General features: G+C 70.5%; 17 protein-coding genes and 2 rRNA genes (1 of these 19 running past the window's edge). 10 read left to right on the forward strand and 9 right to left on the reverse strand.

Features of this window, described 5'->3' with window-relative positions; translation table 11 throughout:
- Positions 1–69: 69 nt before the first annotated feature.
- Positions 70–2,865: a preprotein translocase subunit SecA gene (gene secA, locus ACIA6C_RS04775; protein ID WP_366082883.1), complete on the reverse strand. Its 2,796-nt coding sequence runs from the start codon at positions 2,863–2,865 to the stop codon at positions 70–72.
- A 226-nt stretch (positions 2,866–3,091) separates the two neighbouring features.
- On the opposite strand from secA, the gene ACIA6C_RS04780 reads away from it, so the two are divergent.
- Both ACIA6C_RS04780 and ACIA6C_RS04785 read left to right on the forward strand, forming a co-directional pair.
- Complete coding sequence (locus ACIA6C_RS04780) at positions 3,092–3,673, forward strand: GNAT family N-acetyltransferase (RefSeq protein ID WP_399272925.1); 582 nt, start codon at positions 3,092–3,094, stop codon at positions 3,671–3,673.
- Between the two features lie 9 nt (positions 3,674–3,682).
- Complete coding sequence (locus tag ACIA6C_RS04785; RefSeq protein WP_399272927.1) at positions 3,683–4,861, forward strand: winged helix-turn-helix domain-containing protein; 1,179 nt, start codon at positions 3,683–3,685, stop codon at positions 4,859–4,861.
- Positions 4,862–4,929: 68 nt separating this feature from the next.
- On the opposite strand, the gene ACIA6C_RS04790 is transcribed toward ACIA6C_RS04785, so the two are convergent.
- The 6 genes from ACIA6C_RS04790 to mtrA form a co-directional block, all read right to left on the reverse strand.
- Positions 4,930–5,706, reverse strand: a complete 777-nt coding sequence (locus ACIA6C_RS04790) for a response regulator transcription factor (RefSeq protein ID WP_361137780.1) — start codon at positions 5,704–5,706, stop codon at positions 4,930–4,932.
- 237 nt (positions 5,707–5,943) lie between these two features.
- Complete coding sequence (gene hpf, locus ACIA6C_RS04795; RefSeq protein ID WP_361137781.1) at positions 5,944–6,639, reverse strand: ribosome hibernation-promoting factor, HPF/YfiA family; 696 nt, start codon at positions 6,637–6,639, stop codon at positions 5,944–5,946.
- Positions 6,640–7,031: 392 nt separating this feature from the next.
- On the reverse strand, positions 7,032–7,796 hold the full coding sequence (locus ACIA6C_RS04800) for a ComF family protein (protein WP_399272929.1): 765 nt from the start codon (positions 7,794–7,796) through the stop codon (positions 7,032–7,034).
- A 113-nt stretch (positions 7,797–7,909) separates the two neighbouring features.
- A complete protein-coding gene (locus ACIA6C_RS04805) occupies positions 7,910–9,772 on the reverse strand; it encodes an LpqB family beta-propeller domain-containing protein (RefSeq protein ID WP_399272931.1) in 1,863 nt (620 codons plus the stop codon).
- Complete coding sequence (gene mtrB / locus ACIA6C_RS04810) at positions 9,762–11,738, reverse strand: MtrAB system histidine kinase MtrB (protein WP_361137784.1); 1,977 nt, start codon at positions 11,736–11,738, stop codon at positions 9,762–9,764. Before mtrB ends, ACIA6C_RS04805 begins: the two co-directional genes overlap by 11 nt.
- Position 11,739: 1 nt before the next feature.
- Positions 11,740–12,429 (reverse strand): two-component system response regulator MtrA, encoded by a 690-nt coding sequence (mtrA, locus tag ACIA6C_RS04815; protein ID WP_189747360.1) that lies wholly within the window; start codon positions 12,427–12,429, stop codon positions 11,740–11,742.
- Between the two features lie 232 nt (positions 12,430–12,661).
- Here mtrA and ACIA6C_RS04820 point away from each other — a divergent pair, with 232 nt between their 5' ends.
- From ACIA6C_RS04820 to ACIA6C_RS04855, 8 genes are all read left to right on the forward strand, one after another.
- Complete coding sequence (locus ACIA6C_RS04820; protein ID WP_399272934.1) at positions 12,662–13,978, forward strand: glycerophosphoryl diester phosphodiesterase membrane domain-containing protein; 1,317 nt, start codon at positions 12,662–12,664, stop codon at positions 13,976–13,978.
- A 7-nt stretch (positions 13,979–13,985) separates the two neighbouring features.
- On the forward strand, positions 13,986–14,645 hold the full coding sequence (locus ACIA6C_RS04825) for a DUF4129 domain-containing protein (RefSeq protein WP_399272936.1): 660 nt from the start codon (positions 13,986–13,988) through the stop codon (positions 14,643–14,645).
- Positions 14,642–15,877: a DUF4350 domain-containing protein gene (locus ACIA6C_RS04830; RefSeq protein ID WP_399272938.1), complete on the forward strand. Its 1,236-nt coding sequence runs from the start codon at positions 14,642–14,644 to the stop codon at positions 15,875–15,877. Before ACIA6C_RS04825 ends, ACIA6C_RS04830 begins: the two co-directional genes overlap by 4 nt.
- A complete protein-coding gene (locus tag ACIA6C_RS04835) occupies positions 15,874–16,836 on the forward strand; it encodes a MoxR family ATPase (RefSeq protein WP_361137788.1) in 963 nt (320 codons plus the stop codon). The genes ACIA6C_RS04830 and ACIA6C_RS04835 overlap by 4 nt, the downstream gene beginning before the upstream one ends.
- Positions 16,836–18,146, forward strand: coding sequence for a DUF58 domain-containing protein (locus ACIA6C_RS04840; RefSeq protein WP_399272940.1), 1,311 nt, complete (start codon positions 16,836–16,838; stop codon positions 18,144–18,146). The genes ACIA6C_RS04835 and ACIA6C_RS04840 overlap by 1 nt, the downstream gene beginning before the upstream one ends.
- A 99-nt stretch (positions 18,147–18,245) precedes the next feature.
- Positions 18,246–19,025, forward strand: a complete 780-nt coding sequence (locus ACIA6C_RS04845; RefSeq protein ID WP_399272942.1) for an alpha/beta hydrolase — start codon at positions 18,246–18,248, stop codon at positions 19,023–19,025.
- A gap of 10 nt (positions 19,026–19,035) precedes the next feature.
- The gene (locus ACIA6C_RS04850; protein ID WP_399272944.1) at positions 19,036–19,473 is read left to right on the forward strand and encodes a helix-turn-helix transcriptional regulator; all 438 of its coding nucleotides are present in this window, start codon (positions 19,036–19,038) and stop codon (positions 19,471–19,473) included.
- Positions 19,355–19,753 carry a helix-turn-helix transcriptional regulator gene (locus ACIA6C_RS04855; RefSeq protein WP_399272946.1) on the forward strand — a complete coding sequence of 133 codons (399 nt, stop codon included), beginning with the start codon at positions 19,355–19,357 and terminating at the stop codon, positions 19,751–19,753. The genes ACIA6C_RS04850 and ACIA6C_RS04855 overlap by 119 nt, the downstream gene beginning before the upstream one ends.
- Positions 19,754–19,864: 111 nt before the next feature.
- On the opposite strand, the gene rrf is transcribed toward ACIA6C_RS04855, so the two are convergent.
- Both rrf and ACIA6C_RS04865 read right to left on the reverse strand, forming a co-directional pair.
- Positions 19,865–19,981 (reverse strand): 5S ribosomal RNA (rrf, locus tag ACIA6C_RS04860).
- Positions 19,982–20,054: 73 nt separating this feature from the next.
- Positions 20,055–23,024, reverse strand: a 23S ribosomal RNA gene (locus ACIA6C_RS04865); it runs 135 nt beyond the window's last position.

The raw sequence follows: 23,024 nt of genomic DNA on the forward strand, positions 1-23,024 counted from the left end.
GAACGCCGCCGGGGCCGGACACCCGTACAACGGTGTCCGGCCCCGGCAGACCAGCCAAGCGCGGCGGCGTTACTTCTTCCGGCGCCGCCCACCGGACGCCTTCTGCGCCCGCCTCCGCTCGGCCCGCGTCATCCCGACCCCGGCTTCGTCACCCTCCGCATCGCCATCGGCGTCGGCGTCGAAGTCGCCCTCGACGACCCCGCCCTCCCCGTCCACCGTCGGCGCGGAGAAGTGCAGCCGGTCCGGCCGCTGCGGAGCGTCCAGCCCCTTCGCCCGGATCTCCGGCTTGGCCGGCGCCGGCACGGTGTCCTGCACCGGAAGCTCCTCGACCTGCTGCTCCACCTGGACCTCCAGGTTGAACAGGTAGCCGACGGACTCCTCCTTGATGCCTTCCTGCATGGCGTTGAACATGTCGAAGCCCTCGCGCTGGTACTCGACCAGCGGGTCCTTCTGGGCCATCGCCCGCAGGCCGATGCCCTCCTGGAGGTAGTCCATCTCGTACAGGTGCTCCCGCCACTTGCGGTCCAGCACCGACAGGACCACGCGCCGCTCCAGCTCGCGCATGATGTCCGAGCCCAGCGCCTTCTCGCGCTCCGCGTACTGCTCGTGGATGTCGTCCTTGACGGACTCCGCGATGAACTCGGCCGTGATGCCCGCCCGGTCCCCCGCGGCCTCCTCCAGCTCCTCCACGGTGACCTTCACCGGGTACAGCTGCCGGAAGGCGCCCCACAGCCGGTCCAGGTCCCACTCCTCGGCGAAGCCCTCGACCGTCTCCGCGGCGATGTACGCGTCGATGGTGTCGTCCATCATGTGGCGGACCTGGTCCTGGAGGTCCTCGCCCTCCAGGACGCGCCGGCGCTCGCGGTAGATGACCTCGCGCTGGTTGTTGAGGACCTCGTCGTACTTGAGGACGTTCTTGCGGGTCTCGAAGTTCTGGGTCTCGACCTGCGACTGGGCGGACGCGATCGCGCGCGTCACCATCTTGTTCTCGATCGGCACGTCGTCCGGGACGTTCGCCATCGCCATGACCCGCTCGACCATCTGCGCCTTGAACAGGCGCATCAGGTCGTCGCCCAGCGAGAGGTAGAACCGGGACTCGCCCGGGTCGCCCTGTCGGCCGGAGCGGCCGCGCAGCTGGTTGTCGATGCGGCGCGACTCGTGCCGCTCGGTGCCCAGCACGTACAGCCCGCCGAGCTCCTTGACCTCCTCGAACTCCGCCTTCACCGCCGCCTCGGCCCGCTGGAGCGCCTCGGGGAGGGCGTGCGCCCACTCCTCGATGTGCTCCTCCGGGTCCAGGCCGCGCTGGCGCAGCTCCGCCTCGGCGAGGTCGTCGGGGTTGCCGCCGAGCTTGATGTCGGTACCGCGGCCGGCCATGTTCGTGGCGACCGTGACCGCGCCGCGGCGGCCGGCCTGGGCGACGATCGAGGCCTCGCGCTCGTGCTGCTTGGCGTTCAGCACCTCGTGCGGGATGCCGCGCTTGGAGAGCTGGCGGGAGAGATACTCGGACTTCTCGACCGACGTCGTGCCGACGAGGATCGGCTGGCCCTTCTCGTGCTTCTCCGCGATGTCGTCGACGACGGCGGCGAACTTCGCGACCTCGGTCCGGTAGATGAGGTCGGGCTGGTCCTTGCGGACCATCGCGCGGTTGGTCGGGATCGGGACGACACCGAGCTTGTAGATCTGGTGGAACTCGGCGGCCTCGGTCATGGCCGTACCGGTCATACCGGACAGCTTGGTGTAGAGGCGGAAGAAGTTCTGGAGGGTGATCGTGGCGAGGGTCTGGTTCTCGTCCTTGATGTCCACCCCTTCCTTCGCCTCGATCGCCTGGTGCATGCCCTCGTTGTAGCGGCGGCCGGCGAGGATACGGCCGGTGTGCTCGTCGACGATCATGACTTCGCCGTCGATGACGACGTAGTCCTTGTCGACCTTGAACAGTTCCTTCGCCTTGATGGCGTTGTTCAGGTAACCGACGAGGGGGGTGTTCACCGACTCGTACAGGTTGTCGATGCCGAGCCAGTCCTCGACCTTCGCCACGCCCGCCTCGTGGATGGCGACGGTGCGCTTCTTCTCGTCGACCTCGTAGTCGCCGGTCTCTTCGATGCCCTTGAGCGGGTTGCCCGGCTCGCCCTTGGTCAGGCGGGTGACGAGCTTGGCGAAGTCGGCGTACCACTTCGTCGCCTGGTCGGCCGGGCCGGAGATGATCAGCGGCGTGCGGGCCTCGTCGACCAGGATCGAGTCGACCTCGTCGACCACGGCGAAGTTGTGGCCGCGCTGCACCAGCTCGTCCTTCGACCACGCCATGTTGTCGCGCAGGTAGTCGAAGCCGAACTCGTTGTTCGTGCCGTACGTGATGTCGGCGTTGTACTGCTCGCGGCGCTGGGCCGGCGACATGTTCGCCAGGATGCAGCCGACTTCGAGGCCGAGGAACTTGTGCACCCGGCCCATCAGCTCGGAGTCGCGCTCGGCGAGGTAGTCGTTCACCGTGATCAGGTGGACGCCCTTGCCGGACAGCGCGTTCAGGTAGGCGGGGAGCGTGCCGACGAGGGTCTTGCCCTCACCGGTCTTCATCTCGGCGACGTAACCGAGGTGCAGCGCCGCGCCGCCCATGATCTGGACGTCGTAGTGCCGCTGGCCGAGGACGCGCTTCGCCGCCTCGCGCACGGTCGCGAAGGCCTCGGGCAGCAGGTCGTCCAGGCTCTCGCCGTCCTGGTACCGCTGCTTGTACTCGTCCGTGAGCGCCCGCAACTCGGCGTCGGAGAGGTTGACGAAGTCCTCTTCGATGGAGTTGACCTGGTCCGCGATGCGGTGCAGTTTGCGCAGGATCTTGCCTTCGCCTGCACGCATGAGCTTGTTGAAGACGGACACCGAGGTTTGTCTCCTTGCCGGTCGGGCCTGGCACTGGTTCGTACACGGGCACGGAGGGTGGGCCCCACCGCAACGGCCATCGTAAGCGAGGACGCGGTCGCGTCGGGAGGTCCGCACTATCCGCAGGGCACGGGTGCCCGGAATGAGAACGTACGGGGGGCACGGAAGGTGCCGGTGTGAGCGAAAACTGTTCGCCCGCGGCGCGGCGCCGCAGCAGAATCCGTTCATGGAGCCCACCACCTTGACCACGGAGCGCCTCGACCTGAGGCCCTTCACCCCCGCCGACGAGGACGAGGTGTACGCCGCCGCGCAGGACCCGGACATCCAGCGCTGGACCCTGGTGCCGTCCCCGTACGAGCGTGAACACGCCCGCGCCTTCGTGGGGGAGATCGTCCCGGCCGGCTGGCGCGACGACACCGGGTACAGCTTCGCCGTCCGGCTGGGCGCCGACGGGCCGCTGGTCGCGGCCGTCGGCGTCCACGTGCGCGGACCCGGGGGGTACGAGGTCGGCTACTGGACCGCCAAGGAGCACCGCGGCCACGGCTACATGACCGAGGCCCTGCTCGCCGTCGCCCGCTGGACCTTCACCGAGGTCGGCGCGGCCCGGCTCGAATGGCGCGCCGAGGCCGGCAACGCCGGCTCGCGGGCCGTCGCCGAAAAGGCGGGCTTCCGCTTCGAGGGGCTCCTGCGGGCGGGCCTCCTGCGCGCCGGCACCGCCCGGGACTGCTGGATCGGCGCCCTGCTCCCCTCGGACCTCGGCCTGTCCTCCGCGCTCCCGTACCTGCCCGCTGTCAGTGCCCCGTCCTAAGCTGCGGCCATGACGACCGCGCCGCCGCCGACCGTGTCCCTGTCCGCCGACGAGGCGCGCCGTATCGCCCTGCGCGCGCAGGGATTCCTCGGGGCGCCCGACCGCCGGGGCGGCGTGCGCGGGGTCCTGCGCCACCTGGGCGCCGTACAGCTGGACACGATCTCCGTGCTGGCCCGCTCGCACGAGCTGGTCCCGTACGCGCGCCTGGGCGCGGTGGGCCGCGACACCGTGGAGAAGGCCTACTGGTCCGACCGCCACGCCTTCGAGTACTGGTCCCACGCCGCCTGCGTCCTGCCCATCGAGGAATGGCCGCACTTCGCGTTCCGCCGCCGCGCCCGCCGGGCGCGCGGCCACCGCTGGCACATCCTCCAGGACAAGGAACGCTCGACCCGCGCCGTCCTGGACCGCCTCAAGGCCGACGGCCCGCTGACCTCCACCGAGCTGGGCGGCGCCAAGAACGGCGGGGAGTGGTTCGAGTGGTCCGAGACCAAGATCGCGGTGGAGTGGCTGCTGGACACGGGTGAGGTGGTCTGCTCCGAGCGGCGCGGCTGGAAGCGCGTCTACGACCTGCCCGAACGGGCCGTCCCCGACGCGCTGCTCCACGACGACCTGGACGACCGCGAGTGCCTGCGCCGGCTCGTCGCGCTCGCCGGACGGAGCCTGGGCGTCGGCACCCGCGCCGACATCGCGGACTACCACCGCCTCAAGGGCGACCAGGTCGACGCGGTGATCGCCGACTCGGGCCTGGTGCCCGTGGCGGTCGAGGGCTGGGGAAGGGCCGCGTGGGCCGACCCTGCGGCGCTCGCGACCGTCCCGCGCGGCCGCCACCGCACGACGCTGCTGTCCCCGTTCGACTCGCTGGTGTGGGACCGGGCGCGGACGGAGCGGATCTTCGGCTTCACGCACCGGCTGGAGGCGTACGTCCCCAAGCCGAAGCGGATACACGGCTACTTCGCGATGCCGCTGCTGGCCGCCGGCCGGCTCCAGGGCCGGGTCGACCCGGCCCGCGAGGGTTCCGCCCTGGTGGCCCGGCAGCTCTCCCTGACCAGCCCCAAGGCCGCCCGGCCCATGGCCGAGGCCTTGCTGGAGGCGGCGTCCTGGGTGGGCTGCGACTCCGTGCGCGTGGAGCGCGCCGGCACCCCGTCGCAGGCCGCGGCGGTCACCGCGGAACTGGCCGCGCTGGGCTGAGGCGGCTCCCGCCGCCCGGCACCCCAGCCCGGCTCCCGGGCCCGACTCCCGCCGCCCCGCGCCGCCGGCTACCTGATTTCGAGGATCTTCTCGCGCATCGCGTACACCACCGCCTCCATCCTGGAGTGCAGCTGCAGCTTCTCCAGGATGTTGCGCACGTGGTTCTTCACGGTGTTCTCGGAGATGAACAACTCCTTGGCGATGTCCCGGTTGTTCATCCCCGTGGCCACCAGCTTGAGGACCTCCAGCTCCCGGTCCGTGAGCCGGGGCGCCGGTACCAGCCTGCGCTCGTCCGTGCGCTGGATCATCGACTTGAACTCGGTCAGCAGCTTCGACGCCATCGACGGGCTGATCTGCGACTGGCCGTCCGCCACCGCCCGGATCGCCGTCGCGACCTCGTCCGTCGAGATCTCCTTCAAGAGGTACCCCGTCGCGCCCGCCTTGATCGCGTCGTAGAGGTCCGCCTCCTCGTCGCTGATCGTCAGCATGATGATCTTCGCGGAGGGAGCCACCTCCTTGATCGTCGTGCACGCCTCGATGCCGCCGCGCCGGGGCATCCGTACGTCCATCAGGACGATGTCCGGCAGCAGATCGGCGGCCTTGTCCACCGCCTCCGCTCCGTCCCCGGCCTCACCGACGACCAGGATGTCCTCCTCCTGGGCGAGGACGATCTCCAGCCCGCGCCGGAAGAGGGCGTGGTCGTCCACCACGAGCACCCGGATCGGCTCCCCGGTGGATCCGGCGGCCCCGTCGGCCGGGGCGTCCGTACGGCCGTCCGCCACGCGCCCCGCCTCACGACAGCCCGCGCCGTCGTCACCGCGTACCGGCCCGAAGCTGTCCGCCATCGTTCCTCCCCCTGCATGTGCCGAGCTTGACCTGCGCATCCGCCCACCGCCCGGGCTACCGCCCGTGCCGCCTGTCGGGCCAAGGCGACGGGCTGGGCCGCCGCCTGACTGCCCGCCATGATTCCATGCCCCGGCCCCGGGGAGGGGCTCCGTCGGAGGGCCGACTGGCTCATACGCGTCATACAAGTGCCCCCGCGGAGGCCGGAACGGCACTCCACGGGGGCACGGTTCGAACACTCAGCCGCCGAGCGATCCGCCGGCGCCGCCGCGCGGTTCCTCCGTGCTGGAGGCGCCGTCGGGATTGACGTGGATGACGCCGTAGTCATAGGCGTGACGCCGGTAGACGACGCTGGGCAGCTTGCTGTCGGCATCGACGAACAGGTAGAAGTCGTGGCCGACCAGCTCCATCTCGTACAGAGCCTGGTCGAGCGACATGGGTGCGGCGGAGTGGGTCTTCTCCCGGACGATGAGCGGGCCTTCGCCCTGTACCTCCAGGGACCCGATCCGGGTGGTCGGGACCCCGTCCGTCCGCTCCTCGGAGACCGGCTCCCCGTTGCTGTTGAGCTGTGCGACGCCCGGCACGACGTCGGCGACCTCGGCCGCCGAGAGCCGGCCGCTGCCGCGGCGGGTGTACCGCTTGTCGTGCTGCTTGCGCAGCCGGGCCTCCAGCTTGTCCTGAGCCAGGTCCAGCGCCGCGTAAGGGTCTGCTGCCGCGGCCTCCGCCCGGATCACCGGGCCCCGCGAGTGCAGGGTGATCTCCACGCGGTCGGAACGGTCGGCCTGGCGCGGGTTGTGCTCCTTGGACACCTCGACGTCCAAGCTGATCACCTTGGCGTCGAGCTTCTGGATCCGCTCGGGATTCAGCTTCTCGGCCACGTGCTTGCGGAACCGCTCGGGCACTTCGGTCTTGCGGCCCTTGACGACGATGTCCACGCAGAACTCCGTTCCCGGATAGCTCCGCCTTTCGGGGCGAAGCGTCTCCCTTTCGCACCAGGCTCCGGTGAACACCAGAGCCTCGGACTTGGCGACTTTCACCTCCTACTCCCCCATCGGCAAGATCTACATCCCACCGACTTCGGAGCAGGGAGACACCCTCTGACACGAAGATTCAAAAACGGGCGGGTCGGTGCTCCGATGACGTGGGGCCCAAGGATCGCCAGTCCTCACCACCGAACATATCTCTCTATGCCGGTTGTCGGCACCCGCTGCCGGAACATACCTCCGTTCAGTTCTGTTCAGCTCGCTTTTTCCTCTTGTGCACGTCCTGGGCATCTCTTGTGTCTTCTCACGAGGCGCCTTCCCCCCGGGTTCCACATCTATGCGATCTACGCGCCGGTTTCCCCGTGCGGAGGGCATGGCGACGGCAGGCCCGGCCGAAAGGCGTCCGCCGGTGCCGCCACCACCGCCGCCCCGGCCACCCGCAGCCCTGCGGCCCGCAGCGCCCGCGCCGCCTCCGCCAGGGTGGCGCCGGTCGTCATCACGTCGTCCACCACCACGATCCGCGCACCGCCCGCCAGCCGCATCCCGGCCGGGCGCACCTCCAGGGCCCCGGCCAGGTTCTCCCACCGCTCCCGGGCACCCAGACCCGCCTGGTCCGCGACCCGGCGCCGCAACCGCAGTACGGGGGCCACCCGCGCGGGAACACCGGCCCCGCGCAGCCGCGCCGAGGCCGCCAGCGCGATCCGGCGCGCCGGGTCGTGACCGCGGGCGCGGGTCTGGCGGCGGGTGGAGGGCACCGGGACGAGGGCCAGCTCCCCCGCCTCCCCCACCCCGCCCGCCCCGCCCCGGCCGCCCGGGCCGGCCGGGCCGGCCGACAGCACGGCAGCAGCCAGCGCGGCGCCCAGGGGGCCCGCCAGCGGGAGCGCGCCGCGCTCCTTGTGGGCCAGCACGACCGCCCGTACCGGGCCCCCGTACGCCGCGCCGGCGTGCACCACGGGCAGGGCGGCCGGGGCCGCCACGGGCCGCACCCGTCCGGCGCCGCCGCCCAGCGCGGCCCGGCAGCGGGCGCACAGCACCACCCTCGGCGCCCCGCACCCCGCGCAGTCGGCCGGCAGCACCAGCCCCGCCAGCTCCTGCCACCACCCCCGCATGCGTGGACTCTGCCGCCCGGCCGGGGCCGTCCGCCACCCCTGTGGACAACGGTGGACAACCCGCGGATGCGCAGCCCCCGCCCCCATCAGGGGCAGGCGAGGGGCAGCGCGGTTCAGCCCGGGTAGACCGGCGCGCGGCCGCCCGCCGCCACCGTGCGCCACTGCGCCCCCGGCGGCAGCCACACGATGCCGTCCTCGTCGGAGAACGCCACCACCGGCTTCTCCTCGTCCTCGGTCGTCGCGACCCCGGCCAGCCCGGAGGCGCCGGGCAGGCTCGCGGCCGCCGTGGACCCGTCGGACAGCATGTAGCGGGCCTGCATGACCCCGCCGCTCTCCCGGCCCACCACGAGCAGCCGGGCCCGCGGCCCCCAGCTCATCGCCATCACGTCCGCCATCTGCGGAGCCGCCGGCCGCAGCTCGCGCACCGACACCGGCGAGGCGTCCGCCCTGCCGTCGGGCCGCTCGATCCGCCCGGTGTACAGGTTCTTGCGGCTGCCGTCCTTCTCGACGAGCAGCGCGATGCGCACCCCGTCGGGAGAGGCCTTGAGCGCGGTGATCCGGCCGCCGTCCAGCCCGGCCACGTCCACCTTCTGCGGTGTCCCGGTGCCGCCGGGCACCCGCCACAGCCCCTGGTTCTGCGGGTCGAGGTCCGCGATCCACAGGTCGCCGTGCGTGTCCCAGCTGGGCGCGGTCAGCTTGCCGGTCCGGCCCGCCGGCAGGGGGACCGGCTGCGGCATCGGTCCGGCCGTCGTCATCGTCACCACGTACAGCCCGTGCCCGTCGTCGGAGACGACCGCGGCCCGCTTCTCGTCGTAGGTGACGGCCGCCGAGCCCACCTTGAACCCGGTGGCGGTGGCCAGCGGCCCCGGCACGAGTTCCGGCTTGTCCTGCTGCTGGTCCTCGGCCTTGACGTTGAGGGACATCCGTACGAGCCGGGAGTCCTTGTCGACGTAGTACTGGTGCTCGGGGCTCTGCGCCGGGTTGGCGAGCGCCACCGCGGCCGTGCGCGTCACCCAGCACAGCGAGGTCTTGCCGTCGGGCCGCAGCAGTTCCACGCGGTCAAGCCGGGACGCCGTCAAGTCCCTGATCGTGTAGAGGAGTTGGGTGGCCATCTTCTGGCACTGCGGCTGTGCGACGTTCTTCGCCTTGTCGTTCAGCGGCACGCGCAGCGTGTTCTGGCCGTCGTACGACAGGGACTTGGTGCCCGCGCGCAGTTCCGTCCCGGTGGGGAAACTGGAGGTGACGACGGGGGCCAGCCATTTGGAGGGTCCGGCGAGCAGCGACTGCACGGTCTGGGTGGTGGGGTCCATCCGGGAGTCGGGGTCGCTGCGCTGGCGCACGTACACCGGGTCGGCGACGAGCGTGCCGCCGGCGAAGTAGTACTTGTTGACGGGCTTGTAGATGCGCTGGAAGTCGGACTCGCTGAGGACGAGGCTGCTCGGCGGGGTCGCGATCCGCCACTGGTCCTTCTCCCGGACCAGTTGGAGCTCCTCCTCGTAGCGCACCCCGCCGGTCTCCGGCTGGTAGGCGCTGCGCTCGTCCACCGTCGCGAGCTTCTTGCCGGTGACCTTCCACCGCGTGTCCTCGGGCTCCTTGGTGCCCTGGACGGGGAAGCGGTCGAGGCCCGAGGAGAGCACGGTCACGGCCGAGCCGGGCTTCCAGTTCTTCGCGGCTTCCTGGGTGAGGTACTTGCGGGCCGTCTCCAGCTGGGGGTCGTCGCTGGTCATGGCCTCCAGGAAGCCGTCGACGATGTCGGCCGCGCTCGCGTTGTCGGCGGGCGGTACGCCGAACACCCGGACCTGGGAGTCGACGCCCTGCGAGGCCTGGACCTGACGGATCTCCCCGCTGTCGGGCATGGAGGCGCAGCCGGCGAGCAGCAGGGCGAGCGCGCCCAGCGCGGCGGGGGCCCGCACGGCCGCCGGCCGCGTCCTGCCCCGCCGGGCCTGTACGTGTGCCGGCCCGCGCTCAGCGTCCACCGGGTCCGTCCTCCTGTGCTGGCTGCTCGGCCGCCTGGTCGGCTGCCTGGTCGATGGGGCGTGCCACGACCCGGGCCCCGTTTCCGGGCAGCGCCGTCGGGTCTGCGGGGACGGGCATGGCGGTGGCGACCGCCGGGCGCGGCGGTATCGGGGAGCGGTCGGCGGGGCGGGGTCCGTCCCCCACCGCGCCCTGGGCGGAGCCGGCCCGCGCCGCCGCCTCGGCGGCGGCCCTGGCCCGGTTGGAGCGGGAGTCCTCCGGTTCCAGCGGGATCGGGGAGCCGCGCAGCGGTTCGTCGGCGGTGCGCGGCAGGGTGAGCCGGAACTGCGAGCCGCCGCCGGGCTCGCCCCACGCCTGGAGCCAGCCCCCGTGCAGCCGCGCGTCCTCGACGGCGATGGACAGACCGAGGCCGGTCCCGCCGGTGGTCCGCGCACGGGCGGGGTCGGCGCGCCAGAACCGGTTGAAGACGCGGGTGGCCTCGCCGGGTTTGAGCCCGACCCCGTAGTCGCGCACGGCGACGGCGACGGCCCCGCCCGCGGACGCGAGCCGGACCACCACGTCGCGGCCCTCCCCGTGCTCGACGGCGTTGACGACGAGGTTGCGCAGCACCCGCTCGACGCGCCGGGGGTCGGCTTCGGCGATGACGGGCTGGGTGTCGCCGAGGACCCGGATCCGGGTGCCCTTGTGCTCGGCCAGCGGTTCGGCGCCGTCGATGACGCGGCGTACGACGTCGCGCAGGTCTATGGGCTCGGCTTCGAGGGCGGCGGCGCCCGCGTCGAACCGGCTGATCTCCAGCAGGTCGGCGAGGAGGGACTCGAAGCGGTCGAGCTGTCCGGCGAGCAGTTCGGCGGAGCGGGCGGTGACGGGGTCGAAGTCGACGCGGGCGTCGTGGATGACATCGGCGGCCATGCGGACGGTCGTCAGCGGGGTCCGCAGCTCGTGAGAGACGTCGGAGACGAACCGGCGCTGCATCCGCGACAGCTCCTCCAGCTGCTGGATCTTGAGCTGGAGGTTCTGGGCCATCTTGTTGAAGGCTTCGCCCAGGCGCGCGATGTCGTCCTCGCCGGTGACCTTCATCCGCTCCTGGAGCCGCCCGGCGGAGAGCCGTTCGGCGATCCCGGCGGCCATCCGCACGGGCGTGACGACCTGGCGCACGACGAGCCAGGCGATGGCGCCGAGCAGCACGACGACGAACAGGCCGGCGGTGGCGATGGTCACCTTGATGAGGTTGAGGGACTCCTCTTCCTGGGTCAGCGGGAAGAGGTAGTACAGGTAGTACGGGTCGCCGTTGATGTCGGTGAGCCGTTTGCCGATGACCAGCGCGGGCGCGGGCGCCTTCTCCCCTGAGCCGGCGGTGTAGCGGATCTCGGAGAACGTCTTGAAGGTGCCGGTGGAGTGGTTGACGGCGCGGCGCAGGCTGACGGGGACGCTGGCGGTCGGATCGACGTTGCCGGACGCGCGGGCGCCCTTGACGCCCTGGGCGCCGGGCGCCGCCGGCTCTCCCGCCCCGGCGCCGAGCGCGGCGACCTCGAAGGCGGTCTGGCCACCGCTGGCCAGCTGCTTGACGAGGGAGTTCATCCAGGTGCTGGCGTCACGGCCGACCTTGTTGTCGGTGACGTCGGACCCGTCGGCGGCGAAGGGCGCGTTGGCCTTCTCCTGTGCGACCGCGAAGCCTCCGGCGGCCTGGCTCTGCGCGGCCTCCTCCTTGGCGTCGAGGAGGCCCTTGCTGACCTGGGCGATGACGACGAAGCCCAGGGCGAGGACCACGGTGAGCGAGAGCAGCAGGGTGGCGGCGACGACCCGCAGCTGGATGTTGCGCCGCCAGAGCCGGACAGCCGGAAGCAGCGGCCGGCGTACGAGGCGTACGCACAGCCGCAGCACGGGGCTGCCGGCCACTCGGTCCTTGAGCAGTCGGCCGCCCCGCAGGGCTCCCCGACGGGAGCCGCCCCGGGGCTTGCCGGGCTTCATGTCAGCTCGGTCCGGCCTTGTAGCCGACACCGCGGACCGTCACGACGATCTCGGGGCGCTCGGGGTCCTTCTCGACCTTGGAGCGCAGCCGCTGGACGTGCACGTTGACCAGGCGGGTGTCCGCCGCGTGCCGGTAGCCCCAGACCTGCTCCAGCAGCACCTCGCGGGTGAAGACCTGCCAGGGTTTGCGCGCGAGGGCGACCAGCAGGTCGAATTCGAGCGGGGTCAGGGCGATCGAGGCACCGTCGCGCTTGACGGAGTGCCCGGCCACGTCGATGACCAGATCACCGATGGCCAGCTGTTCGGGCGCCGGTTCCTCCGAGCGGCGCAGACGGGCCCGGATCCGGGCCACCAGCTCCTTCGGCTTGAACGGCTTGACGATGTAGTCGTCGGCCCCGGACTCCAGGCCCACGACGACGTCGACGGTGTCGCTCTTCGCCGTGAGCATGACGATCGGCACGCCCGACTCCGCACGGATCAGCCTGCACACCTCTATGCCGTCCCGTCCGGGCAGCATGAGGTCGAGCAGCACCAGGTCCGGCTTCGCCTCCCGGAAGGCAGCCAGTGCCTTGTCACCGTCCGCTACGAACGACGGCTCAAAACCTTCTCCACGCAGCACAATGCCGAGCATCTCGGCCAGCGCGGTGTCGTCGTCAACGACAAGGACTCGTCCCTTCATGGTTGACATCATCCCATTAGCTAATCGTTACCTGGCGGTGAGCTGTCCCACAGCCAAAAGGGCTGGAAATCGCCCCCCGGACCTGCGTGGCGATCAGGCCGACCAGTCTGCCCCGGATCCGGGCGACAATTGAAGGCGGTAGCGCACCGGATCTTGGCGGCCGCCCGGCCCGCTCCCCGTTCCCGCGTGGCACGATGGCAGCCGACCTGCGCCCCGCCGCAGCGGACGCACGTGAAGGAGCGAGATGAACGACTCTCCGGGCTGGGCTTCGCCCGGGTCCTCCCCGTCGGAAGGCGAGGGCGGCCAAGCCGGTCAGGGCGGCCCGGGCGGTCCGGGCACGCCTGAGGGCATACAGCCCCCCGCGCAGCCCCCCGCCGACTCCAAGTGGTCCGACACCCAGCCGCCTCCCGGGCAGTGGTCCAGCCCCGGCGCCGAGGCCCCCGCGCCCGCGCAGACGCCCCCGCCGCAGCCCCAGCAGGGCGCCGGCTGGGGATCGTACGGAACGCAGCCCGGACAGCCCGGGCAGTACGGCCACCCCGGACAGTACGGCTCCCCCTACGGCGGCCAGTACGGCCACCCCGGCGGCCCCTGGGGCCCGCCCCCGGCCGCCAAGCCCGGCGTGATCCCGCTGCGGCCGCTCGGCCTCGGCGAGATCCTCGACGGCGCGGTCAGCACCATGCGCAGCCACTGGCGCTCCGTGCTGTCCGTCAGCCTCGTCGTGTCCGTACTCACCGAGGTCGGCAGCCTGCTGGTCCGCAAGTACGGCCTGGGCGACCTCGCCACCGCCACGGCCGGCACGAGCGAGAGCCAGTTCCTCGGCGACCTGCGCGACACCTTCGTCCTCAGCCTCTCCAACGGCTTCATCCAGCTCCTCCTCGGCGTCCTCGCCACCGCGCTGCTCACCGTGATCTACAGCCGCGCCGTGATCGGCCGGCCCTCCTCGGTCGGCGAGGCCTGGCGCGAGGCGCGCCCCCGCCTGCTGCCGCTGATCGGACTCACCCTGCTCCTCGGCGCCGGCGCGCTCCTCCTCTTCGCAGTGCTGGTCGTGCCGGGGGCTCTCCTCGGCAGCGTCGGCCTCGCCGTCCTCGGGGCGCTCGTCGCCCTGGCGGTCTTCGTCTGGCTCTGGTTCCGCTTCCTGCTGGCCTCGCCGGCCCTGATGCTGGAGCGGGCCGGCGTCTTCACCTCGCTCAAGCGCTCCGCCAAGCTGGTCAACGGCTCCTGGTGGCGCATGTTCGGCATCACGGTCCTCACGACCGTGATCGCCGCCATCGTCTCGGGCATCGCCAGCCTGCCCTTCACCGTCCTCGCCCTGCTCTTCGGCTCCGGCGGCCTCAGCGGGCTCGCCGACGGCTCCATCGCGCAGTCCTGGTCGTTCCTGCTCATCAGCGGCATCGGCACCGTCATCAGCATGACGTTCGTCCTGCCCATGCAGGCGGGCGTCACCGTCCTGCTGTACATCGACCAGCGCATCCGCCGCGAGGCCCTGGACATCGAACTCGGCCGCGCGGCCGGCCTGCAGGGCTACGGGAGCACCGCCGGCGGCACCGGGTACGGAGGCTGACACACCGATGAGCACGGGGGGACTCATCGCCGTCACCACCGCCGCACCACCGGTGACGACCGGGCGCGACGCCGCCCGCGAGGCGGCGGAACGCGAACTGTCCAAGCCGCTGTACCACCAGAACGACCCCAGCCCCCTCCAGCGCGCCCTGGACCGGTTCTGGGACTGGCTCGGCGACTTCTTCGACCGTGCCTCCGGGGCGACCCCCGGAGGCACGCTCGGCCTGCTCGCCGTCGTCCTCCTGGCCGCCCTGGCCATCGGAGCCCTGTGGTGGCGGCTCGGCACCCCCCGCCGCACCGCCACCGGCGCCGCCGCGCTCTTCGGCGAAGCCGCGCGCACCGCCGCCGACCACCGCGCCGCCGCAGACGCCCACGCAGCCGCCGGCCGCTGGACCGAAGCCGTCCAAGAACGCATGCGCGCCGTCGTCCGCGCCCTGGAGGAACGCACCCTGATCGACCCGCGCCCCGGCCGCACCGCCGACGAGGCCGCCGCCGAAGCGGCCGCCCGCCTGCCCCACCACGCCGGCGACCTCCGCGCCGCGGCCCGCGCCTTCGACGACGTCACCTACGGCGGCCGCACCGGCGACCCCGACACCTACGGCCGCCTGCGCACCCTCGACCTCACCCTGGAACGCGCCACCCCGCTCCTGACGGGACCCACGGCATGACCGGCCCCACCTCCACCGCCCAGACCCCCCAGGACCCGGCCACGGCCGCCCCTCCCGCCACCGCGGCGATACCCCGGACCACCACCCTCTGGGCCCGCTCCCGGGGCTTCCTGGCCGCCCTCGGCGTCCTCCTGGCCGGCGGCGTCACCCTGGCCGCCCTCCAGTCCGACGGACACCACGGCCGCCTCGACCCCCGCTCCCCCGACCCCTACGGCAGCCGCGCCGTCGCCGAGCTCCTCAAGCAGCAGGGCGTCACCACCCGCGTCGTCACCACCGCCCAGGAAGCGGCCGCCGCCGCCGGCCCCCGCACCACCCTGCTGGTCACCGACCCCGACACCCTCGACGAGACCCGGCGGCGCACCCTGCGCGACGCCGCCGATCCCTCCGGCGGCCGCACCGTACTCCTCGCGCCGACCTCCGCGAGCCTGCCCGAGCTGGCCCCCGCCGTACGCGCCCACCCCTACTCCGGCCACGCCGCCCTCGACCCGGACTGCGCACTGCCCGCCACCCGCTCCGCCGGCCGCGCCACCACCGGGGACGGCCCCCGCTACAGCACCGACCTCACCGCCGCCACCGCCTGCTACCCCGACGGCGGCCGCGCCACCCTCCTCGTACTGCCCGCGCCCGCCAAGGGCGGCGACACCGTCCTCGTCGGCTCCGAGAGCATCCTGCTCAACCGCACCCTGGCCGAGGAGGGCAACGCCTCCCTCGCCCTCCAACTCCTCGGCAGCCGCCCCGAACTCGTCTGGTACCTTCCCGGCCCCGGCGACCAGAGCGCCCCGGACGCCTCCGAGGACAAGAGCCTCCTCGACCTCGTCCCGTCCGGCTGGACCTGGGCCCTGCTCCAGCTGTTCGTCGCCGCCGCCCTCGCCGCGCTGTGGCGGGCCCGCCGCCTCGGCCCCCTCGTCACCGAAGACCTCCCCGTCGCCATCCGCGCCTCCGAGACCACCGAGGGCCGCGCCCGCCTCTACCGCAGGGCCGGCGCCCGCGAGCGCGCCGCGACCGTACTGCGCACCGCGAGCCGCGAACGCCTCGCCGCGCTGGTCGGCGTACCCGCGGCCCAAGCCCACGAGGCCGCCACCCTGCTCCCCGCCGTGACCGCCCGGCTCACCGCCGCACGCACCACGGACCCCGCCACCCTGCTCTTCGGCACCACACCCCCCGACGACGCGGCACTCGTCGCGTTCGCCGACCACCTCGACGCCCTCGAAAGAGAGGTCCGCACCTCATGACGGCCACCACGGACAGCGCCCGTTCCTCCCTGGAAGCGCTCCGCACCGAGATCGCGAAGGCCGTGGTCGGCCAGGACTCCGCCGTCACCGGACTCGTCGTCGCGCTCCTGTGCCGGGGCCACGTCCTCCTCGAAGGCGTCCCCGGCGTCGCCAAGACCCTCCTCGTACGGGCGCTCGCCGCGTCCCTCGAACTCGACACCAAGCGCGTCCAGTTCACCCCCGACCTGATGCCCGGCGACGTCACCGGCTCCCTCGTCTACGACGCCCGCACCGCCGAGTTCTCCTTCCAGAACGGCCCCGTCTTCACCAACCTCCTCCTCGCCGACGAGATCAACCGGACGCCCCCCAAGACCCAGTCCTCCCTCCTGGAGGCGATGGAGGAGCGCCAGGTCACCGTCGACGGCGTCCCCCGCAAGCTCCCCGAGCCCTTCCTCGTCGCCGCCACCATGAACCCCGTCGAATACGAGGGCACCTACCCCCTCCCCGAAGCCCAACTGGACCGCTTCCTGCTCAAACTGACGGTCCCCCTGCCGTCCCGCGAGGACGAGATCGGCGTCCTGACCCGGCACGCCGCCGGCTTCAACCCCCGCGACCTGCACGCCGCCGGCATCCGCCCGGTGGCCGGGCCCGCCGAACTCGAAGCCGCCCGCACCGCGGTCGAGAACACCACCGTCTCCGCCGAGATCGCCGCGTACGTCGTCGACATCTGCCGCGCCACCCGCGAATCGCCCTCCCTGACGCTCGGCGTCTCCCCGCGCGGCGCGACCGCCCTGCTGGCCACCGCCCGCGCCTGGGCCTGGCTCACCGGCCGCGACTACGTCACCCCCGACGACGTGAAAGCCCTCGCCCTGCCGACCCTGCGCCACCGCGTCCAACTGCGCCCGGAAGCCGAGATGGAGGGCGTCTCCGCCGACGCGGTCATCTCCGCGATCCTGTCCCACGTCCCCGTACCCCGCTGATGGCCCTCACCGGACGCGCCGCGCTGCTCGCGGCCCTCGGCAGCCTCCCCGTCGGCATCCTCGAACCCAGCTGGACCGGCATGCTCGCCGTCAACGGCGCCCTGGGCCTGGCCTGCGCGGTCGACTACGCCCTGGCAGCGCCCGTCCGCACCCTCCGGCTGGCCCGCACCGGCGACACCTCCGTCCGCCTGGGCGAGCCCGCCGACGTCCACCTCACGGTCGCCAACCCGGGCGCCCGCACGCTGCGGGCCCGCGTCCGCGACGCCTGGCCCCCCAGCAGTTGGCCCGCCGACACCGAACCCGGCGCGTCCCGCCACGACCTCGTCGTCCCCGCCGGGGAACGCCGCCGCCTCACCACCCGCCTGCGGCCCACCCGCCGCGGCGACCGGCACGCCGACCGCGTCACCATCCGCTCCTACGGCCCCCTCGGGCTCCTCTCCCGCCAGGGCACCCACACCGTGCCCTGGACGGTCCGGGTCCTCCCCCCGTTCACCAGCCGCAAGCACCTCCCCTCGCGCCTGGCCCGGCTCCGCGAACTCGACGGCCGCACCAGCCTCCTGACGCGCGGTGAGGGCACCGAGTTCGACAGCCTGCGCGACTACCTCCCCGGCGACGACACCCGCTCCATCGACTGGCGCGCCACCGCCCGCGGCCAGAAGGTCGCCGTGCGCACCTGGCGCCCCGAACGCGACCGCCACATCCTCATCTGCCTCGACACCGGCCGCACCTCCGCCGGACGCGTCGGCGACGCCCCCCGCCTGGACTCCGCCATGGACGCGGCCCTGCTCCTCACCGCGCTGGCTACCCGGGCGGGCGACCGCGTGGACCTCCTGGCCCACGACCGCCGCCCCCGCGCCCAGGTCCAGGGCCGCTCGGCCGCCGACACCCTCCCCGCCTTCGTCAACGCCATGGCGACCCTGGAACCGGAACTCGTCGAGACCGACTCCCGCTCCCTCGTGTCCACCGTCCTGCGCACCGCCCCGCGCCGCTCGCTGGTGGTCCTCCTGACGAGCCTGGACGCCGCCCCCGTCGAAGAGGGCCTCCTCCCCGTCCTCCCGCGCCTCACCCGACGCCACACGGTCCTCCTCGCCTCGGTCGCGGACCCGCACATCGCGGAGATGGCCCGCTCCCGCGGCACCCTCGACGCCGTCTACGACGCCGCGGCCGCCACCCGGTCCCAATCCGAGCGCCGCCGCACCGCCGACCACCTCACCCGCCTCGGCGTCCACGTCCTCGACGCCACCCCCGAAACCCTCGCCCCCGCCCTCGCCGACACCTACCTCGCCCTCAAAGCCTCGGGCCGCCTTTGACGACCGTGCCGTCCTCCCGGGTGGGTCAGCGCTCGGTGACCCAGGTCACCCGGAAAGGGTGACAGGACGTTGTCGCGGGCAGCCGCGACCGTCGACCGCATGACGATCACCGATCAGGACTGCCTCCGGGAAACCCTGGCCTTCAACGACCACTTCGCCGCCGCCCGCGCGGACCGTCCGGCCCGCGAAGGAACACCGGGCACGGCGGCACTGACCCTGCTGCGACGCAACCGTCTCGGCGGCGACGCCCCACCGACGAGACTGCCGCAGGGCCGAGACCGGGTCATCGACGGCGCGGGGACCGTACGCGCCTTCGTGCCGGACCACATAGACGGCGTCTACCCCCACATCCACGGGGGCGGCTGGGCGTTCGGCTCCGCGGACGGGCAGGACGAGCGGCTCTGGCGCCTCGCCGACCAGGCACGGCTGGCCGTCGTGACACTGCTGCGCCTTCGCGACCGGCACGGCATCACCGGAGCCTTCCGGGCAGCCCATCTGCTCTTCGGTGCCTACGACCTGTCGATGACACCGAGTCAGCGCAGCTTCGGCAACCGCCGGTTGCTGAGCAACACCGAGAGCCTGCGGGGCGTCTACGAGCTGTTCACACCGGGGGTGGGCGAGGAGGAGCGCCGCAGCCCGGAGGTCTCGCCCCTGTTCGCGGACCTGACCGAGCTGCCGCCCGCCCGGATCGTCGTCGGCACCGAGGATCCGCTGCTGGACGACTCGCTCTTCCTGGCCGCATGCTGGCAGGCGGCCGGCGCGCCCGTGCGACTGGGCGTCATCGCCGGCGCGATGCACGGCTTCACCCTGTTCCCCCTGACCATCACCGAGCGGGAGCTACGGCGGGAGCGGGACTTCCTGGCCACGGCGTGGCGGTAGCGGCGGCGCCATGAACCCCACTGCCCGGCTGTACGCGCTGGTGGAAGAATTGCGCTCGGCAGCGCCGCCGCCGGTGACGGTCGCGGCTCTCGCCACCCGGTTCGAGGTGAGCACACGCACGGTGCAGCGGAACCTCCAGACGCTGATGGAGGCCGGAAAACCCGTGCGCTCCATACCCGGGCGAGGCGGCGGCTGGTCGATCGCCCCGGAGATGACCCTGCCCCCGGTCCATCTCACCGCCGATGAGGCATCGGCGGTGACCGCCGCGCTCGCCGCAGCCGGCGCCACCACTCCCTACGCGGGCGGCCCGCTCCGCAGCCCAGAAGATCATGGCCTCGGTCACCGGCCCCGCCTCCGCCGCGGCCCGGCACCTCGCCGCGCGGATCGTCTCGCTGCCGACGCGGACCGGCAGCTCTGTCCGCGACGCGGTCGAGCAGGCCCTCACTGACGGCACGGTACTGCGGCTGTCCTACACCGACGCGGCAGGCCGGGAGAGCCGGCGGACAGTGGAACCGGCCGGTCTCCTGACCGCCGACGGGCGCTGGTACCTCATCGCCTGGTGCCGCACCCGCCGCGCGGGACGTGGTTTCCACCTCGACCGCATCACAGCAGCCGTCCCGACCGGTGAACGGGCGCCATCCCATGACGTGGCCGACCTGCTACGCGGCTCGACAGCCGCCGACGCGGCCCAGCCCGCCGCACGGGCCCGCCTCACGGCCTCACCGTGAATGGAGACGGTGGAATTCAGACCGTGAAACGCCGTATGCCGTATGCGGGGTGAACGCAGAAAAGCCCCGCACCGGCCCCGAAGGGCTGGTGCGGGGCTTCCCGCAATAATTGTTCGGCGGCGTCCTACTCTCCCACAGGGTCCCCCCTGCAGTACCATCGGCGCTGAAAGGCTTAGCTTCCGGGTTCGGAATGTAACCGGGCGTTTCCCTAACGCTATGACCACCGAAACACTATGAAGTTAACCAACCGGAACACAACACGGTCGTTACTTCAGAACTAACACAGTGGACGCGAGCAACTGAGGACAAGCCCTCGGCCTATTAGTACCAGTCAGCTCCACCCGTTACCGGGCTTCCACATCTGGCCTATCAACCCAGTCGTCTACTGGGAGCCTTACCCTCTCAAGGAGGTGGGAATACTCATCTTGAAGCAGGCTTCCCGCTTAGATGCTTTCAGCGGTTATCCCTCCCGAACGTAGCCAACCAGCCATGCCCTTGGCAGGACAACTGGCACACCAGAGGTTCGTCCGTCCCGGTCCTCTCGTACTAGGGACAGCCCTTCTCAATATTCCTACGCGCACAGCGGATAGGGACCGAACTGTCTCACGACGTTCTAAACCCAGCTCGCGTACCGCTTTAATGGGCGAACAGCCCAACCCTTGGGACCGACTCCAGCCCCAGGATGCGACGAGCCGACATCGAGGTGCCAAACCATCCCGTCGATATGGACTCTTGGGGAAGATCAGCCTGTTATCCCCGGGGTACCTTTTATCCGTTGAGCGACGGCGCTTCCACAAGCCACCGCCGGATCACTAGTCCCGACTTTCGTCCCTGCTCGACCCGTCGGTCTCACAGTCAAGCTCCCTTGTGCACTTACACTCAACACCTGATTGCCAACCAGGCTGAGGGAACCTTTGGGCGCCTCCGTTACCCTTTGGGAGGCAACCGCCCCAGTTAAACTACCCATCAGACACTGTCCCTGATCCGGATCACGGACCGAGGTTAGACATCCAGCACGACCAGAGTGGTATTTCAACGGCGACTCCACCATGACTGGCGTCACGGCTTCAAAGTCTCCCACCTATCCTACACAAGCCGAACCGAACACCAATATCAAACTGTAGTAAAGGTCCCGGGGTCTTTCCGTCCTGCTGCGCGAAACGAGCATCTTTACTCGTAGTGCAATTTCACCGGGCCTATGGTTGAGACAGTCGAGAAGTCGTTACGCCATTCGTGCAGGTCGGAACTTACCCGACAAGGAATTTCGCTACCTTAGGATGGTTATAGTTACCACCGCCGTTTACTGGCGCTTAAGTTCTCAGCTTCGCACGCCCGAAAGCGCACTAACCGGTCCCCTTAACGTTCCAGCACCGGGCAGGCGTCAGTCCGTATACATCGCCTTACGGCTTCGCACGGACCTGTGTTTTTAGTAAACAGTCGCTTCTCGCTGGTCTCTGCGGCCACCCCCAGCTCACCAAGCATGTTGGATCACCAGTGATGGCCCCCCTTCTCCCGAAGTTACGGGGGCATTTTGCCGAGTTCCTTAACCATAGTTCACCCGAACGCCTCGGTATTCTCTACCTGACCACCTGAGTCGGTTTAGGGTACGGGCCGCCATGAAACTCGCTAGAGGCTTTTCTCGACAGCATAGGATCATCCACTTCACCACAATCGGCTCGGCATCAGGTCTCAGCCTTATATGAGGGACGGATTTGCCTACCCCTCGGCCTACACCCTTACCCCGGGACAACCACCGCCCGGGCTGGACTACCTTCCTGCGTCACCCCATCGCTTACCTACTACAAGTCTGGTTCGTCGGCTCCACCACTTTCCTTTCCCCGAAGGGTCCGGAACGGCTTCACGGACTTAGCATCGCCTGATTCGATATTGGGCGTTTCAAAGCGGGTACCGGAATATCAACCGGTTGTCCATCGACTACGCCTGTCGGCCTCGCCTTAGGTCCCGACTTACCCTGGGCAGATCAGCTTGACCCAGGAACCCTTAGTCAATCGGCGCACACGTTTCTCACGTGTGTATCGCTACTCATGCCTGCATTCTCACTCGTGAACCGTCCACAACTAGCTTCCGCTGCTGCTTCACCCGGCACACGACGCTCCCCTACCCATCACAGCAGGCGTTGGCCCTATTGCTGCAATGACACGACTTCGGCGGTACGCTTGAGCCCCGCTACATTGTCGGCGCGGAATCACTTGACCAGTGAGCTATTACGCACTCTTTCAAGGGTGGCTGCTTCTAAGCCAACCTCCTGGTTGTCTCTGCGACTCCACATCCTTTCCCACTTAGCGTACGCTTAGGGGCCTTAGTCGATGCTCTGGGCTGTTTCCCTCTCGACCATGGAGCTTATCCCCCACAGTCTCACTGCCGTGCTCTCACTTACCGGCATTCGGAGTTTGGCTAAGGTCAGTAACCCGGTAGGGCCCATCGCCTATCCAGTGCTCTACCTCCGGCAAGAAACACACGACGCTGCACCTAAATGCATTTCGGGGAGAACCAGCTATCACGGAGTTTGATTGGCCTTTCACCCCTAACCACAGGTCATCCCCCAGGTTTTCAACCCTGGTGGGTTCGGTCCTCCACGAAGTCTTACCTCCGCTTCAACCTGCCCATGGCTAGATCACTCCGCTTCGGGTCTAGAGCGTGCAACTCAATCGCCCTATTCGGACTCGCTTTCGCTACGGCTTCCCCACACGGGTTAACCTCGCTACACACCGCTAACTCGCAGGCTCATTCTTCAAAAGGCACGCAGTCACGACGTTGCATGCAAGCATGCAACGCGACGCTCCCACGGCTTGTAGGCACACGGTTTCAGGTACTATTTCACTCCGCTCCCGCGGTACTTTTCACCATTCCCTCACGGTACTATCCGCTATCGGTCACCAGGGAATATTTAGGCTTAGCGGGTGGTCCCGCCAGATTCACACGGGATTTCTCGGGCCCCGTGCTACTTGGGAGATGAGCAAGCAAGCCGCTGATGTTTCGTCTACGGGGGTCTTACCCTCTACGCCGGACCTTTCGCATGTCCTTCGACTACATCAACGGTTTCTGACTCGCCGACCGGCCGGCAGACCGGTCAAGCTCATTCCCACAACCCCGCATGCGCAACCCCTGCCGGGTATCACACGCATACGGTTTGGCCTCATCCGGTTTCGCTCGCCACTACTCCCGGAATCACGGTTGTTTTCTCTTCCTGAGGGTACTGAGATGTTTCACTTCCCCTCGTTCCCTCCACACTGCCTATGTGTTCAGCAGT

The sequence above is a fragment of the Streptomyces sp. NPDC051578 genome (assembly GCF_044454045.1).
Lineage (GTDB): Bacteria > Actinomycetota > Actinomycetes > Streptomycetales > Streptomycetaceae > Streptomyces.

Coding starts and splice junctions, on each gene's coding strand:
- ACIA6C_RS04780 (WP_399272925.1), top strand. CDS start 3,092: ATGGAGCCCACCACCTTGACCACGGAGCGCCTCGACCTGAGGCCCTTC.
- ACIA6C_RS04785 (WP_399272927.1), top strand. CDS start 3,683: ATGACGACCGCGCCGCCGCCGACCGTGTCCCTGTCCGCCGACGAGGCG.
- ACIA6C_RS04790 (WP_361137780.1), bottom strand. CDS start 5,706: ATGGCGGACAGCTTCGGGCCGGTACGCGGTGACGACGGCGCGGGCTGT.
- ACIA6C_RS04800 (WP_399272929.1), bottom strand. CDS start 7,796: ATGCGGGGGTGGTGGCAGGAGCTGGCGGGGCTGGTGCTGCCGGCCGAC.
- mtrB (WP_361137784.1), bottom strand. CDS start 11,738: ATGAAGCCCGGCAAGCCCCGGGGCGGCTCCCGTCGGGGAGCCCTGCGG.
- mtrA (WP_189747360.1), bottom strand. CDS start 12,429: ATGATGTCAACCATGAAGGGACGAGTCCTTGTCGTTGACGACGACACC.
- ACIA6C_RS04820 (WP_399272934.1), top strand. CDS start 12,662: ATGAACGACTCTCCGGGCTGGGCTTCGCCCGGGTCCTCCCCGTCGGAA.
- ACIA6C_RS04825 (WP_399272936.1), top strand. CDS start 13,986: ATGAGCACGGGGGGACTCATCGCCGTCACCACCGCCGCACCACCGGTG.
- ACIA6C_RS04830 (WP_399272938.1), top strand. CDS start 14,642: ATGACCGGCCCCACCTCCACCGCCCAGACCCCCCAGGACCCGGCCACG.
- ACIA6C_RS04835 (WP_361137788.1), top strand. CDS start 15,874: ATGACGGCCACCACGGACAGCGCCCGTTCCTCCCTGGAAGCGCTCCGC.
- ACIA6C_RS04840 (WP_399272940.1), top strand. CDS start 16,836: ATGGCCCTCACCGGACGCGCCGCGCTGCTCGCGGCCCTCGGCAGCCTC.
- ACIA6C_RS04845 (WP_399272942.1), top strand. CDS start 18,246: ATGACGATCACCGATCAGGACTGCCTCCGGGAAACCCTGGCCTTCAAC.
- ACIA6C_RS04850 (WP_399272944.1), top strand. CDS start 19,036: ATGAACCCCACTGCCCGGCTGTACGCGCTGGTGGAAGAATTGCGCTCG.
- ACIA6C_RS04855 (WP_399272946.1), top strand. CDS start 19,355: ATGGCCTCGGTCACCGGCCCCGCCTCCGCCGCGGCCCGGCACCTCGCC.